Raw genomic sequence first — 15477 nt, 5'->3', positions numbered from 1 at the left:
ACTTCTCTCCGGCTCCGCCGGCACTCGCTACGCTCGCGCCAACTCCGCCTGCGCTCCCCGAACCGCCCGGTTCAGTGCCGCAGCACCGTCGTCCCGGCCGGGCCCCGGGTGGTACTGACCACCTTGGCGAAGCAGTCGTTGACGCCGATCCCGTGGCTGTCGCACCAGCCGTTGGCCTGGCCGGAATCCGAATACGGCGCCCCGACGATGGTCACCCACCAGTTGGCGATGTCGAAGGTGGACCAGTCGTTGGCCCACAGCAGCCGCACGTTGTCGTACTGCTGGCGCAGTTGCAGGTGGTTGCGCAGGATGTCCTCGTTGCCGTAGGTGATCCCGTCGGTATACAGCCCGACGCGCTTGGAGCTGACCTGCGGTACCCACCAGTTCTCCAGCGACGAGCTGATCACGCTGCGATCGGCGGCCGACAGTTCACCCAGCGCGGCGGCCGCGGTGGCGTCGGCGCTGCCGTGCGCCGGTGACATGGGCGAGCGCGCGGTCACGCTGGAGCCGTAGCCACCGGAGCCACTGCCATGGCTCGCGCCGGTCAGCGTCGCGGTCAGGTCCCCGTAGGAATACCGCGCCGACACCAGCTCCGGGGTCCGCCAGTACATCCCGGCGGGGAACACGAAGGTGTGGGTGGCGTCCCGGTCACCCGGCAGTGCGATCGGCGATCCGGTGAGGTCGAAGACGCCGGCGGCGATGTCGGTCGAGCCGCCGGAGATCGACAGGCCCACCCCCGGACCGGTCAGCACGTCGTCGGAATCACATCCGCCGGTCAGCCGCAGCGTCACCGCCAGTCCGTCGCGGGTCATGGCCATACCGTCGACAACGACCTGCGGCTCGGCCGAGCACGGCTGCCCGGCGGCGGGTTTGGCCGCCCGCGGTGACGACGGGGTGGACCCGCCGCGCGGCCCGAACAGCATGAATGCGATCGACCCGAGCGAAACACCGGCGACCAGAATGAAGGCGATCAGGATCGCCACGGCGCGCCCCGGTGTTCCCAGCAGCGTCGCCAACCCGTTGGGCCGATTGCTCATCCGATTCTCACTTCCCCCCTGCGGCTGGAGTCGACGGCCGGATTCGGCCACCGCCGACTCCGCAAGCTCCGTCGGCTCGGCCTTCTCCTCCACGCCCCCTCACGATAGAGCCCGGCTCCCGGGAGCACCGACTGCGCCCGTGTAAGGTTGGCCAGCAGTCCGACCGTCCGCCGATGTCGTCGAGGAGCCCACATGACCCGGTTCGTGGTGCCGGCCGCCGCCAGCGTGGTGGTCGGGCTGCTGCTCGGTGCGGCCTCGGTGTTCGGCGTGACGCTGATGGTTCAGCAGGACACCAAGCCGCAGATCACCGCGGGCGACCCGAACTCCTCGGGTGTGCTCAACCGCGTCGAGTACGGCAAGCGCTAACCCCCTGGGTGGTTCGGGACCACCCGCCAAGGAACCGAGCACGGCCCTGAGTACCGCCGACATCCTGCCGCCGAGACTGTCCCGGCGCTGGCTGTGGCTGGTCTCGGCGGTCGCCCTGGCCACCACCTTCGGCCAGTCCCCCGGCCTGATCTCGCCGGACACCAAGCTGGATCTGACGGCCAACCCGCTACAGTTCCTGGCCCGCGCCGCCAACCTGTGGAATTCCGACCTGCCGTTCGGCCAGACGCAGAATCAGTCCTACGGTTACCTGTTCCCGCACGGCGCGTTCTTCGTCCTCGGCGACGTGCTCGGCCTGCCCGGCTGGGTCACCCAGCGCCTGTGGTGGGCCCTGCTGTTGACGGTCGGCTTCTGGGGGCTGCTGCGGCTGGCCGAGGCGCTGCGCATCGGCAGCACGTCGTCGCGGGTGGTCGCGGCAACCGCGTTCATTGTCTCGCCGCGGGTGCTGACCACGCTGGGCTCCATCAGCTCCGAAACCCTGCCGATGATGCTGGCGCCGTGGGTGGCGCTGCCGGTGGTGCTGGCCCTGCGCGACGACGGGCGCTCGCTGCGCCGGCTGGCCGGCCAGGCCGGGATCGCACTGGCCCTGATGGGCGCGGTCAACGCCGTCGCCACCCTGCTGGCGTGCCTGCCGGCGATCATCTGGTGGGCCTGCCACCGCCCGGACGGCCGCTGGTGGAAGTTCAGCGGCTGGTGGCTGGCGGCATCGGCGCTGGCGGTCACCTGGTGGGTGATCCCGCTGCTGCTGCTGGGCCGGATATCGCCACCGTTTCTGGACTTCATCGAATCCTCCCGGGTGACCACCCGGTGGACGTCGCTGACCGAGGTGCTGCGCGGCACCGACGCCTGGACCCCGTTCGTCGCACCGGATGCCACCGCGGCCTCGTCGCTGGTCACCGGGACGACGGCGGTGCTGGCCACCACCCTGGTCGCCGCCGGCGGGCTGGCCGGCCTGGCGCTGAAGACCATGCCGGCGCGGGGCCGGCTGATCGTCATGGCGTTCGTCGGGATCACGCTGCTGGCCATCGGCTACTCCGGTGTGCTCGGCTCGCCGATCGCCGAGAGCGTCCAGGACTTCCTCGACGCGTCCGGGGCCCCGCTGCGCAATGTGCACAAGCTCGAACCGGTGGTGCGGATCCCGCTGATCCTGGGCCTGGCCCACCTGCTGGGCCGGATCCCGCTGCCCGGCAGCGCGCCGGTGGCGGTGTGGCGGCGCGCCTTCACCCACCCCGAGGACGACAAGCGGGTCGCGGTGGGCATCGTCGTGCTGACCGCGCTGGCGGTGGCGTCGTCGCTGGCCTGGTCCGGCCGGCTGATGCCGCCCGGCGGGTTCAGCAAGATCCCCGACTACTGGCAGCAGACCGCCGACTGGCTCGCCGAGAACAACACCGGCCACCCCACCCCGGGCCGGGTGCTGGTGGTGCCCGGCGCGCCGTTCGCCACCCAGGTGTGGGGCAACAGCCACGACGAGCCGCTGCAGGTGCTCGGCCGCACCCCGTGGGGGGTGCGCGACTCCATCCCGCTGAACCCGCCGCAGACCATTCGGGCGCTGGACTCGGTGCAGCGTCAGCTCGCCGCGGGACGGCCGTCGGCGGGGCTGGCCGACACCCTGGCCCGTCAAGGCATCTCCTATCTGGTGCTGCGCAACGACCTGGACCCCGACACCTCCCGCTCGGCACGGCCGATCCTGGTGCACCGCGCCATCGAGGGCTCCCCCGGCCTGCACAAGGCGGCCCAGTTCGGTGACCCGGTCGGACCGGGCCGACTCGAGGGCTTCGTCTCCGACAGCGGGCTGCGGCCGTTGTACCCGGCGGTGGAGATCTACCGGGTGTCCTCGGCCGGCAATCCGGGTGCGCCGTATCTGACCGACATCGACGCGATGGCCCGCATCGACGGCGGCCCCGAGGCGCTGCTGCGGATCGACGAGCGACGCCGGCTGCTCGCCCGCGCACCGCTGGGCCCGGTGCTGCTGACCGGCGACGCCGCCGCGGCCGGTCTGCCCACCCCGCTGGTCACAGTCACCGACACCCCGGTGCGCCGGGAAACCGACTACGGCCGGGTGGACAACCATTCGTCGGCCGCCCGGGCCGACGGCGACGAACGCCACACCACCAACCGGGTGCCGGACTACCCGGCCCCCGGCACCGACCAGGTGCGCGCCGGCTGGTCCGGCGGGCGGCTGAGCGCCTCCAGTTCGTCGTCGGACGCCACCACCCTGCCGTCGGTGACGCCCGGGTCCGGCCCGGCGGCCGCCATCGACGGGGACAGCGGCACCGCGTGGGTGTCCAATGCGCTGGAGCCCGCCGTAGGGCAATGGCTGCAGGTGGATTTCGACCACCCGGTGACCAACGCGATCCTGACCATCACCCCCAGCGCCACGGCCGTCGGCGCGCAGATCCGCCGCCTGGAGATCTCCACCGTCAACGGGACCAGCACGCTGCGGTTCACCGAGCCGGGCAAGCCGCTGACCGTCGCGCTGCCCTACGGCGAGACCCCGTGGGTGCGGATCACCGCCGCCGGCACCGACGACGGCAGCTCCGGCGTGCAGTTCGCCGTCACCGACCTGAGCGTCACCCAGTACGACGCCTCCGGTTTCGCGCACCCGGTCAACCTGCGGCACACGCTGCTGGTGCCCGGCCCACCGGCCGGTGCGACGGTCGCCGGCTGGGATCTGGGCCCCGAGCTGCTCGGCCGGCCCGGCTGCGCGGACGCCCCCGACGGCGTGCACTGCGCGGCGGCGATGACCCTGGCCCCCGAGGAACCGGTCAATATGAGCCGGACGCTGACCGTCCCGCAGACCACCACCGTCACCCCGACCGTGTGGGTGATGCCGCGTCAGGGCCCCAAGCTCGCCGACCTGATCCGGGAGCCGGGCAAGGCCTACACGCTGGGCGACGCCGACCTGATCGACGTGCTGGGGTCGGCCTACGCCGCCGCCGACGGCGATCCGCGCACCTCGTGGACGGCGCCGCAGCACATTGTGCCCAGCCACGCCGACCCCACCCTGACGCTGAAGCTGCCGTCGCAGACCCGGGTCGGCGGGCTGCGGCTGACCCCGGCCGCGTCTGCGCTGCCCGCGCACCCGAGCCTGGTCGCCGTCGACCTGGGCAACGGGCCGCAGGTCCGCGAACTGGCCCCGGACGGGTCGACCACGGTGAGCCTGTACCCGCACGACACCGACACCGTGTCGATCAGCCTGCTGAACTGGACCGACATCATCGACCGCACGTCACTGGGCTTCGACCAGGTCAAGCCGCCCGGGCTGGCCGAGGTGGTGGCGCTGCGGCCGGACGGCAGCCCGATCGCCCCGGCCGACGCCGCCGTCAACCGCAACCGGGTCATCACATTGGCGTGCGGTCAGGGCCCGGTGATCGGGCTGGCCGGCCGGTTCGTGCAGACCTCGGTGCAGACCACCGTGGGCGCGTTGCTCGACGGCGACCCGGTGCCGGCCCGCCCGTGCATCTCCGGGCCGATCCAGCTGCCGGCCGGGCAGCAGGAACTGATCGTCTCCCCCGGCCCGGCCTTCTTCATCGACGGCGCGGAACTCGACACGCCCGCGGCAGCCCGGGTGCCGTCCGCCACGGCCACCCCCGCCGCGGTGGACGCCTGGAGCCCGGACCGCCGGGACATCACCGTCGGCCCCGCCCCGAGCGCGCGGGCGCTGGTGGTACCCGAAAGCGTGAGTCCCGGGTGGGTCGCCCGCGGGCCCGACGGGTCGGCGCTGACCCCGGTGGTGGTCAACGGCTGGCAGCAGGGCTGGGTGCTGCCGGCCGGCACCGACGGCACCATCACCCTGCGCTTCGAGTCCAACACCGGCTACCGGGCCGGGCTGTTCGGCGGTCTGGCGCTGCTGCCGATGCTGGCGCTGCTGGCCTGGTGGCCGGCCCGGAGGTTGACCGGCGGTACGCCGTGCCGGCCGTGGACGCCGCCGCCGGGCGTGTGCGCCGCCGCGGTGATCGGCGTCGGCACGCTGATCGCCGGGATCCCCGGCGCGGTCATCTTCGCCGCGGCCACCGGGGGGCTGTACCTGCTGCGCGACCAGCCCGCGGCCACCCGCCGGCTGACCCTGGGCGGGGCGCCGACCGCGCTGATACTCGCGGGTGCGCTGCTGTCGCGGCATCCGTGGCGGTCGGTCGACGGCTACGCAGGCAACAGCATGTGGGTGCAGCTGTTCGCGCTGATCTCGCTGGCGCTGCTGGCCGCCTCGGCCGTGCCGCTGCTACACCGCGACGGCGGGCTCGGGGGTGTCGGTGACGGAACTGTCCAGGGGCGGGGCGGCGCGCCGTGAGCGCTCCCAGTTGCGCAGCGCCTGCCGGCACGGTTGCTCCACCAACGCGTAGCTGACCGCCGCCATCGCGAAACCGAAGATCAGTGTCAGCACCAGGATGACGACCATGTCGCCGCTGAACACGAACCGGCCGACCGCCGGGAACGCCATCGTCAGGGCGGCCAGGTGCCAGACGAACAACCCGTAAGACCATCGGCCCAGGGTCACCATGGCCGGACTGCCCAGCAACCGGTGCGGCGTGTCCGGGCGGTCGAGCACCAGCGGGGCCAGCAGCCCGAACGCGATGATCGCGCCCATCGCGGTGCGCACGACGAATTGGCCCAGCGTCGCCGGGGTGAGCCCCTCCGGGCCGGCCACCGGCGACGCCGAGATGCCGTAGGCGACCAGCACGACGGCGGCCATCAGGATCCGACGGCGGGCCAACCGGTGCACCCAGCCGACCCGGCTGACCGTCAGCTCGGCCAGCAGCATCCCCGCGGCGAACCAGGAACCGTAGGCCGGCGGCCAGTTCAGGAAGTTGACCCCGGCGGCCGTCGTGATCGGCAGCAGTCCCCAGGCCAGACTGGCCGCCCCGACGCCGACGATCACCGGGATCCGGGCGCGCACCGGCAGCAAGGCGGCCAGCAACGCCAGCAGCGGCAGCACCAGATAGAAGGTCACCTCCACCGACAGGCTCCACATCTGGGTGAGGCCGGGCGTCAGCGTCAACGGCACGTAGATCTGGGTCAGGGTCAGGTTGGCCAGCCACACCGTCGGGCTGGCGTCCCGGGCGTCGGGCAGCAGCAACAGGATGACCACCACCGCCACCAGGTAGCCGGGCATGATCCGGACCAGCCGGGACCGCAGGTAGTGCACCGTCGGCGGCCGGTGCCGCAGTCCGCGGGCAGCGGCGGCGTGCCCGCGCCACAGCAGGAACCCCGACAGCGCGAAGAACACCGCGACCGCCAGGTCGAAGCGCCCCAGCAACCGGCCCAACGGGCCGTGTGACGCCGCGGTCTGGAAGGAGACGTGTGTGATCACCACCCCAATGGCGGCCCAGGCGCGCAAGCCCTCCACCGCGGGCAGGAAGCTCCGGGTGCCACCGACCTGCTGGTCGACGGCCTCGGGTGCCCGCGGCGCTGCCATGGCATCATCTTGCCGGACGCCGCCGCGCGGCCCATCGGGAGCGGGCTCGATGGCCCGTATTCCAGAATCGACTGTTAGGGTCGCAGCGGACTGTTTTGCCGCCTACTCCCGGGTTTTGAAGGAAGGTACCGCCACGTGAATCGTGCAGTGCTCTTGCGCATCGCGGCGTGCGGATTGCTGGGCTTGGGTTCCGGGTTGCTGATCGCGGCACTGCTGTTGTCCACCTACACCTCCAGCCGCATTCAGCAGATACCGCTGAACCTGGACGCCCGGCTGGTCAGCTCGGGCACCGGCACGGTCCTGGACCCGCAGTCGCTGTCCACCCCGCATTTCCGGACCACCGAGAACACCCCGGTGGAGGCCGTGCGCGCCATCACCGTCGAACAGCCGTCGGGCCCGACCAAGGTGACGCTGCAGGTCGGCGACCTGGTGCGGCGCACCGACAAGCAGGAGGACCAGGGGCTGCTGCTGGCGCTGGTGGACACCGTGTCGCTGGACCGCTCGACCGCCCTGCCGATTCCCGACAGCGGTTTCCTGCAGCGGCCGCGCACCATCGAGCACCCCGAGCCGGCCGTGCCCAAGCCGCTGCCGCACGAGGGCCTGACCTACCGGTTCCCGTTCGACACCGAGAAGAAGTCGTATCAGGTGTTCGACCCGATCGCCCAGGTCGCCGAGGACGCCAACTACGTCGGCGAGGACGACGTCAACGGGCTGACCGCCTACAAGTTCGTGCAGAACATCGGCTACGACTCGACCGGCGAGAAGCTGGCCAAGCCGGTCGCCTACCGGTCGCTGTACGAGAACGACGAGGACGCCGAGGTCACCGCGCTGGCCTCGATGTGGGGGCTCGAGGGCGTCGATCCCGAAGAGCAGATCACCATGAAGCGCTTCTACGCCGCGTCCCGCACCTTCTGGGTGGACCCGGTGTCGGGCACCATCGTGAAGACCAAGGAACACGCCAACCACTACTACGCCCGCGACGGCCTGCACCCCGAGCGCACACTGTCGGACTACACGGTCACGTCGACGTCGGACACCGTCGAGCACCAGGTGGCTGCCGCGCGCAGTGAGCGGGACCGGATCGGGCTGTGGACCCGGGTGCTGCCGATCTCGTTCACCGCGGCCGGGCTGGTCGCGCTGATCGCCGGCGCCGTGCTGGGCGCCTTCGGGCTGCGCACCGAGGCCGCGCTGATCGACCCGGGTCTGGACAACGGTGGCGGGCTGTTCGGCCGACGGCCGCCGGATACCGGCCCGATGCCCGCGGCCGAGGCCGAGACCGAGAAACTGCCCGCGCATCGGCCCGACCTGATGCTCGATCAGGGGCCGTCCAGCGACCCCAAGTAGGGGCTGGTCGAGGGTGACCCGGGCGCGCCGCCGCGCGGTGCCCTGCTACGCGCTGCTGCTCAGTCTGCTGATCACCGCGCCGTTGCTGGCGCCGGGCTATCTGCTGCTGCGCGACGCGGTGTCCACCCCGCGCTCGTGGTTGTCCGACACCGCCCTGGGGCTGTCCGAGTCGGCCGCGCGCGCGGTGCCGCAGGACTTCGCGGTGGCGCTGGGTTCGGCGGTGCTCGACGGCGGGGTGCTGGTCAAGGCGCTGCTGATCCTGGGTCTGTGGCTGGCCGGCTGGGGGGCGGCGCGGCTGGCCGCGGACCTGGTCGACGCCGGTCTGCCGGGGCAGTTCCTGGCCGCGACGGTGGCGATCTGGAATCCCTATGTGGCCGAGCGGCTGTTGCAGGGGCACTGGAGCCTGCTGCTGGGATTCGGCTGTCTGCCGTGGGTCGCGGTGTCCGTGTTGGCGCTGCGCAAAAACACCCGGCAGGTGCACTGGTGGTCACTCGGCTTCTGGCTGGCGCTGGCCGGGTTGACGCCGACGGGCGGGTTGATGGCCGCGGTCGTGGCGCTGGTGTGCTGCGCGTCGCCGGGAGCCGGGGCCCGGTGGCGTGACGTGCTCGGGGTGACCGGGCTGGCGACGGTGGCGGCGCTGCCGTGGCTGGTGGCCTCCGCCGGCGGGTCGTTGCGGACCTACGGGGCGGCCGGCGCACCGGGTTTCGACGTCTTCGCGTCGCGTGCCGAGCCCGGGCTCGGCACCCTCGGGACACTGGCCGGCCTCGGCGGCATCTGGAACGCCGATTCCGTGCCGGGGTCACGGACGACGTGGTTCGCGCTGGTCGGAACGCTGGCGCTGGTGGCGTTGGTGGCCGCCGGGGTGCACGCCGCCTGGCATACCCGGGCCCGGCCGCTGCTGGTACTGGCGCTGATCGCGGTGGTGGCTCCGGCGCTGGCCGCCACCGCGCCCGGCCTGGCCGTCCTGCAGGCCGCCGCCGAGTTCGCGCCCGGGCTCGGGGTGCTGCGCGATTCGCAGAAGTGGGTGGGCCTGGCGATCCCCGGCTACGCGGTGTGCGCGGCCGCCGCGGTGCCGGTGATCGCGCGCCGAGTGCCGGTCCTGCGGCCGGCCGTCGTCGCCGCCGCGGGCTGCGCGGCGCTGCTGGCGGCACTGCCGGATCTGGCGTTCGGGGTGGGCGGTGCGGTGCATTCGGTGCGCTATCCCGGCGGGTACGCCGCCGTCGCGCTGCGGATCAATGCCGATCCGGCCCCGGTGGCGGTACTGCCCGCCGACTCCATGCGGGAGTTCTCCTGGGCGCCGGGGGCTCCGGTGCTCGACCCGCTGCCGCGCTGGGTGTCGGCCGAGGTGCTGACCACCGGGGATCTGCTCATCGCCGGTGTGCCGGTTCCCGGCGAGGGGAACCACGCCCGCACGGTGCAGTGGTTGCTGCTGGACGGCGCTACCCCGGAGGCGCTGGCCCGGGCCGGGGTCGGCTGGCTGGTGGTGGAGACCTCCGCCGGGGAGATGGGATCGGCGGTGACGACTTTGGCGGCACTGACGCCGGTGTACGCCGACGATCAGATCCGGCTGTACCGGGTCTCCGACGTCGGCCAGACCCCCTCGCCGCGGCGGGGGGTGCTGATCGCCGCGCACCTGTGCTGGCTGGCGCTTCTGGTCGCCGGCGCGGTGGGAGCCGTCGTCAGAGCACGCCGCTGACGTAGCCGCCGGCGGCGACGGTCGCCAGCACGGTGCTCATCGCCTCGGCGCTCTGCGGCCAGGAGAATTCGGCGGCCCGGGCGGCGGCCTTGCGGCCCAGTTCGGTGCGGGCCACCTCGTCGTCGAGCAGGTCGGCGAGGCTGTCCACCAGTTCTCGGTGGTCGGACACCAGGAGGCCGGTCACCCCGTCGACGATGGAGTCGGTCAGGCCGCCGGCGTGCCGGTAGCCGATGGTCGGCACCTGGTGCTGGGCGGCCTCGATCACCGCGAGTCCCCAGCCTTCCTTGCGCGACGGCAGCACCTGCACCCAGGCTCGTTGCACCAGTTCATGTTTGGTCACGTCGTCGACGTGGCCGTGGAAGGTGACGGCGTCGGCGATGCCCAGCGCGGCGGCCTGCTCAGCCAGCCGGTCCGACCACCAGCCGCCCCCGATGACGTCCAGATGCAGGCCCGGGAACCGGGGCGCCAGGGCGGCGACGGCCGACAGCGCGTCCTCGATCTGCTTGTGCGGCACCAGCCGGGACAGCACCACCACCCGCGGCGTCGCCGACCGCGGGGCGTCCAGGGTCCCCGGCGGCGCCTCGTCGACCCCGTTGCGGACCACCGCGATCCGGTCGGACCCGACACCCAGCTCGGTCAGTTCGCGGGCCGACGGCAGCGACACCGTGACGTACTGGTTGCGCCGGTGCAGCCAGGGCGACAGTTTCGACTCGACGAACCAGCCGACGCGGGCCAGCCGCTCCCCGGCGACCGGCCACTGTTCGCGGTGGCAGTGGTGCACCAGCAGCACCGACCGGCGTCCGTAGGCCAGCCGGGCCAGGAACGGCAGCCCGTTCTGCGCGTCGATCACCACGTCGGGTTTGACGCGCCGCAGCGGGCCGAGACCGGCGCGGGCGGCGACCATGGCCAGCCCGGCCCGGATGTAGACGGTGTAGCGGCCGCCACCGCGGCTGATGGTCACGCCGTCGACCTGCCCGCGGGGCGCCGCGCCCGGATAACGGGCGGTGCGCAGGGTGACCGCGACCCCCGAGGCGGCCAGCTGCGCCCCGATGCGCTGCAGGTACGCCTCGCTGCCGCCGCCCTGGGGGTGCCCGGTGTCGCGCCAGCACAAGAGCAGCACGGAGCGGATCGGGACCTCGGACATCCCGGACAGCCTATAGCGGGCGGCGCGGGTCGCCCAAAGACGGCAACCCATAGGGTGGACCGATGCGCCGCCCCGCGTCACCTGCGCCGACCCGGTTCCTGGCGCGCCGCGCGGACCTGCGCCGGTCGGTGCGGCTGCTGGGGGAATTCCGGTTCGAGCAGTCCGCGCCGGACCGGTTCTACGGTGCGCTGGCCGCCGATACCGCGGCGATGGTCGACGAGTTGTGGCGCGGGGCGACCGGAACCGCGCTGGACGGGCGGACGGTGCTCGACGTCGGCGGCGGCCCGGGTTATTTCGCCGACGCGTTCGCCGCCCGCGGCGCGGCCTACATCGGGGTGGAGCCCGATCCGGCCGAGATACACGCCGGCCCGACGCCGCCGTCGGGCCGCTCCGGGACCCTGGTGCGGGCGTCCGGGCTGGCGCTGCCGTTCGCCGACGCCACCGTGGACGTCACGCTGTCGTCGAATGTCGCCGAGCACGTGCCGGACCCGTGGCGTCTGGGCAACGAGATGCTGCGGGTGACCCGGCCGGGTGGGCTGGCGATCCTGTCCTACACGGTGTGGCTGGGGCCGTTCGGCGGTCACGAGATGGGGTTGACGCACTATCTCGGCGGGGCGCGGGCGGCGGCCCGGTACACCCGCAGGCACGGCCATCCGCCGAAGAACAACTACGGGTCGTCGCTGTTCGCGGTGTCGGTGGCCGACGGGCTGGACTGGGCGCGCAGCACCGGGATGCTGGTGGCCGCTTTTCCCCGCTACCACCCACGATGGGCCTGGGGATTGACGGCTGTTCCGGTGCTGCGGGAGTTCCTGGTGAGCAATCTGGTGCTGGTGCTGCGGCCCGGTTCGGCACCGGACTGAAACAGGTTCTCGTTTTGCCGCGCAGTGGGTAGGGTGTGTTTCATGACACAGACCGCCACCCCCGGCTACCGCACCGATTTCGACAAGCTGTTCATCGGCGGACGGTGGGTCGAACCCGCCGGCTCCGAGGTCATCGAGGTGTTCTCCCCGGCGACCGGCGAGAAGGTGGGCCAGACGCCGCTGGCCACCGCCGCCGACGTCGACGCCGCCTGCGCCGCGGCGCGCAAGGCCTTCGACGAGGGCCCGTGGCCCCGGATGACGCCGCACGAGCGGCAAGCCGTCATCGCCAAGGCGGTCGAGCTGATCACCGCGCGCGCCGACGAGTTCAAGCACCTGCTGACGTGCGAGACCGGGCAGCCGGGGACCATCGTCGACATCATGCAGTTCGGCGCCGGGGTGACCGGACTGCAGTACTACGCCGGGGCGGCCGACAAGTACACCTGGCGCGACATCCGCGACGGCGTGTACGGACAGACGCTGGTGCTGCGCGAACCGATCGGCGTGGTCGGCGCGGTGGTGGCGTGGAACGTGCCGTTCTTCCTGGCCTGCAACAAGCTCGGCCCGGCGCTGCTGGCCGGCTGCACCGTCGTGCTCAAGCCGGCCGCGGAGACCCCGCTGTCGACCAACCTGCTGGCCGAGGTGTTCGCCGAGGCCGGGCTGCCCGAGGGTGTGCTGTCGGTGGTCCCCGGCGGCCCGGAGACCGGCCGCGCGCTGACCGCGAACCCGCAGATCGACAAGTTCACCTTCACCGGGTCCTCGGCCGTCGGCAAGGAGGTCGGCAAGATCGCCGCCGAGCGGCTCAAGCCGTGCACGCTGGAGCTCGGCGGGAAGTCCGCCGCGATCATCCTGGAGGACGCCGACCTGGACTCCACCCTGCCGATGCTGGTCTTCTCCGGGTTGATGAACTGCGGGCAGGCGTGCGTGGGCCAGACCCGGATCCTGGCCCCGACCTCGCGCTACGACGAGGTGGTGGAGAAGGTCGCCGCCGCCGTCGCCGCCATGCCGGTCGGCCGGCCGGATGACCCGACAGCCGCGATCGGGCCGCTGATCAGCGAGAAGCAGCGCGACCGGGTGGAGCGCTACATCCTCACCGGCGTCGAGGAGGGTGCCCGCATCGTCACCGGCGGCCAGCGCCCGAAGGGCCTGGAGGGCGGCTGGTTCGTGGAGCCGACGGTGTTCGCCGACGTCGACAACTCGATGGCCATCGCGCAGGAGGAGATCTTCGGGCCGGTGCTCGTGGTGATCCCCTACGAGGACGAGGACGACGCGGTGCGCATCGCCAACGACTCGGTGTACGGGCTGGCCGGTTCTGTGTGGACCACGGACAACGACAAGGCCATCGAGATCGCCCGCAAAATCCGCACCGGCACCTACGCGGTGAACATGTACGCCTTCGACCCGGGTGCGCCGTTCGGCGGCTACAAGAACTCCGGCATCGGCCGGGAGAACGGTCCCGAGGGCATCGACGCGTACTGCGAGGCCAAGAGCGTGCTGCTGCCCTTCGGCTACACCCCCGCGGAGTAGTTCTTCACAGCAGATTGACAGCGAGTTCCACTAGCTTGGGCCCACTCGCCGCCCGGCGATGCACGTCACACGTGCGCCAGTACCTGTAAGGAGTTCGCATGGCTGTATCGGTCGATCTGACCAAGTCCCTGGACAAGGCCTACGAGGAGAAGTCGCTCAAGGAGATCCTGGACGCTTCCCCGGCCGCGCTGGCCGGAGTGACCGACAAGGACGCCGAACTGCTGCAGCAGGCGTTCAACATCAAGACCGTCCGCCAGCTGGGCGCCAACAAGTTCTTCGCCATCGCCAAGGCGCTGGTGGCCCTGGAGAACGCGGGCTGACGCTGCCTGCACCTCGGCTGTCTCCGCGAGCGTGCGTGTCCCCGCCGGGGACACGCACGCTCGCGCTGTCTGCGCACTATCGACGCCCCATTCCGGCGCCGCGGACACCGGTCTACCGCCGAACCATCCCGTTACGGTAATCTCATTATCTGTAAACCAACCTGAGCCCCGGAGACCCCATGACCGCACAGAGTAAGGCCGCGATCATCGCGGCGGCCCGCAGCGCAATCGGCACCGCCCGCAAGGGCACGCTGGCCAACATGCCCGCCATCGAGGTGGCCAAGCCGATCGTCGTCGCCGCCGTCGAACGCTCCGGGCTGGACCCGTCCGACTTCGAGGACCTGATCCTGGCCGAGAGCCTGCAGGGCGGCGGCGACAGCGCCCGCTACATCGCCGTCGACCTCGGCTACGACTCGATCCCGGGTGCGGCCGTCAACCGGCAGTGCGCCTCCAGCCTGGCCGCCATCGCATTCGGCGCCGGCCAGATCGCCTCGGGCATGAGCCGGCACCTGCTGGCCGGCGGCATGGAGTCGCTGTCGACCATGCCGCAGTTCCTCAAGCGCAAGGCCTTCACCACCGGCAAGGAGGCAGGCGACTGGGAGCGCTTCGCCCCGGCCGCCAACCCGCTGGACACCCCCGGCGCCCCGCCGTACGACATGTCCATCACCGTCGCGCACAACTGTGCGGTCGAGTACGGACTGACCCGCGAGGACCAGGACGCCTGGTCGCTGCGCAGCCACCAGCGGGCCGTCAAGGCCGTCGACGCCGGCTCCTTCGTCGACGAGATCGTGCCGATCGAGGTGCCGCAGGCCGACGGGTCCACCGTCACCTTCGCCGTCGACGAGCACCCGCGCCGGGAGACCTCGATGGAGACCCTGGCCGGCCTGAAGGTGCTGCACCCGGAAATCGAGGGCTTCTCGGTGACCGCCGGCAACTCCTCGGGCACCAACGACGCGGCGGCCGTCGTCGCCCTGGCCTCCCCGCAGACGCAGGAGAACGTGCTGGCCAACATCCTGAGTTGGTCGCAGGTCGGCATCCCGGCCAAGCGCACCGGCAGCGGCCCGATCTACGCCATCCCGAAGGCGCTGGAGCTGGCCGGGCTGAAGATCTCCGACGTCGCGCTGTTCGAGATCAACGAGGCGTTCGCCGCCCAGGCCGTGGCCTGCACCCGCCAGCTCGGCCTGGACGAGGAACTGGTCAACGTCTACGGCTCGGGCATCAGCCTGGGCCACCCGATTGCGGCCACCGGCGCCCGGATGGTCACCTCGGCCATCTACGAGCTGCGTCGCCGCGGCGGCGGCATCGGTGTGCTGTCGATGTGCGCCGGCGGCGGCATGGGTGCGGCGATGGTCATCGAGGTCGCCTGAGCCGCAACGGCTCGCACAACGCAACGGGCCCGGGACTCGCGAGAGTCCCGGGCCCGTTGCGTCGGCGGTCAGTCGCTGGCGGGCAGCGGCTTGGCCTCCTTGATGCTCAGCGGGGTGTCACCGACCGACAGCGTGCCCTGGCCGGCCTTGGTGACCAGCACCTCGGCGTTGCCGTCGTCGACGTAGCGCTTGCCCATCAGCGTGCCGCCGGCGAACGCCGGGTCCAGGGCGCCGCCGGAGCGCTCGGCGTCCAGCGCCACCATGGGGGCGCCGCCGCAGCGCAGGTCGTCGAGGCTGTCGGCGGTTTTGACGACGATCACCTGGGTGTCGTCGACCTGGCTCTGCAGGCGGGTGCCGTTCTTCACCATCGGATGGTCCCTTCGCTAGC

The 15477-nt window shown here is 72.1% G+C and carries 12 protein-coding genes; 8 read left to right on the top strand and 4 right to left on the bottom strand.

The genetic code is table 11. From position 1 onward, the window contains the following. Positions 1–71: 71 nt before the first annotated feature. Positions 72–1037, bottom strand: coding sequence for a hypothetical protein (locus tag G6N16_RS04155; RefSeq protein WP_083031054.1), 966 nt, complete (start codon positions 1035–1037; stop codon positions 72–74). 192 nt (positions 1038–1229) lie between these two features. Here G6N16_RS04155 and G6N16_RS04150 point away from each other — a divergent pair, with 192 nt between their 5' ends. Both G6N16_RS04150 and G6N16_RS04145 read left to right on the top strand, forming a co-directional pair. Next, a complete protein-coding gene (locus tag G6N16_RS04150; RefSeq protein WP_083031052.1) occupies positions 1230–1403 on the top strand; it encodes a DUF2613 domain-containing protein in 174 nt (57 codons plus the stop codon). A gap of 76 nt (positions 1404–1479) precedes the next feature. Next, positions 1480–5709 carry an alpha-(1->3)-arabinofuranosyltransferase gene (locus G6N16_RS04145; protein ID WP_407663677.1) on the top strand — a complete coding sequence of 1410 codons (4230 nt, stop codon included), beginning with the start codon at positions 1480–1482 and terminating at the stop codon, positions 5707–5709. On the opposite strand, the gene G6N16_RS04140 is transcribed toward G6N16_RS04145, so the two are convergent. Beyond that, complete coding sequence (locus tag G6N16_RS04140; protein WP_083031051.1) at positions 5641–6834, bottom strand: acyltransferase family protein; 1194 nt, start codon at positions 6832–6834, stop codon at positions 5641–5643. The genes G6N16_RS04145 and G6N16_RS04140 overlap by 69 nt on opposite strands. A 135-nt stretch (positions 6835–6969) precedes the next feature. Here G6N16_RS04140 and G6N16_RS04135 point away from each other — a divergent pair, with 135 nt between their 5' ends. Together G6N16_RS04135 and G6N16_RS04130 are read left to right on the top strand one after the other, a co-directional pair. After that, positions 6970–8178, top strand: coding sequence for a cell envelope lipid trafficking protein PgfA (locus tag G6N16_RS04135; RefSeq protein ID WP_083031049.1), 1209 nt, complete (start codon positions 6970–6972; stop codon positions 8176–8178). Positions 8179–8191: 13 nt separating this feature from the next. After that, a complete protein-coding gene (locus G6N16_RS04130) occupies positions 8192–9874 on the top strand; it encodes an MmpA family trehalose lipid delivery protein (RefSeq protein WP_179961176.1) in 1683 nt (560 codons plus the stop codon). Here G6N16_RS04130 and G6N16_RS04125 read toward each other — a convergent pair. Further along, positions 9858–11018, bottom strand: coding sequence for a glycosyltransferase family 4 protein (locus G6N16_RS04125; protein WP_083031047.1), 1161 nt, complete (start codon positions 11016–11018; stop codon positions 9858–9860). The genes G6N16_RS04130 and G6N16_RS04125 overlap by 17 nt on opposite strands. Before the next feature lie 62 nt (positions 11019–11080). On the opposite strand from G6N16_RS04125, the gene G6N16_RS04120 reads away from it, so the two are divergent. The 4 genes from G6N16_RS04120 to G6N16_RS04105 all read left to right on the top strand — a co-directional run bounded on the left by G6N16_RS04120 (position 11081) and on the right by G6N16_RS04105 (position 15089). Further along, a complete protein-coding gene (locus tag G6N16_RS04120) occupies positions 11081–11878 on the top strand; it encodes a class I SAM-dependent methyltransferase (protein ID WP_083031046.1) in 798 nt (265 codons plus the stop codon). A 42-nt stretch (positions 11879–11920) separates the two neighbouring features. Next, a complete protein-coding gene (locus G6N16_RS04115) occupies positions 11921–13402 on the top strand; it encodes an aldehyde dehydrogenase (protein ID WP_083031064.1) in 1482 nt (493 codons plus the stop codon). Between the two features lie 98 nt (positions 13403–13500). Beyond that, on the top strand, positions 13501–13722 hold the full coding sequence (locus G6N16_RS04110) for a hypothetical protein (protein ID WP_083031044.1): 222 nt from the start codon (positions 13501–13503) through the stop codon (positions 13720–13722). Between the two features lie 179 nt (positions 13723–13901). Then, the gene (locus tag G6N16_RS04105; protein ID WP_083031043.1) at positions 13902–15089 is read left to right on the top strand and encodes a thiolase family protein; all 1188 of its coding nucleotides are present in this window, start codon (positions 13902–13904) and stop codon (positions 15087–15089) included. Between the two features lie 68 nt (positions 15090–15157). Here G6N16_RS04105 and G6N16_RS04100 read toward each other — a convergent pair whose 3' ends face one another. After that, on the bottom strand, positions 15158–15457 hold the full coding sequence (locus tag G6N16_RS04100; RefSeq protein ID WP_083031041.1) for a hypothetical protein: 300 nt from the start codon (positions 15455–15457) through the stop codon (positions 15158–15160). Between the last annotated feature and the right edge of the window lie 20 nt (positions 15458–15477).

The organism is Mycolicibacterium insubricum, from assembly GCF_010731615.1.
Taxonomy (GTDB): Bacteria; Actinomycetota; Actinomycetes; order Mycobacteriales; family Mycobacteriaceae; genus Mycobacterium; species Mycobacterium insubricum.
This window is presented reverse-complemented; position numbering and strand designations above follow the sequence as displayed.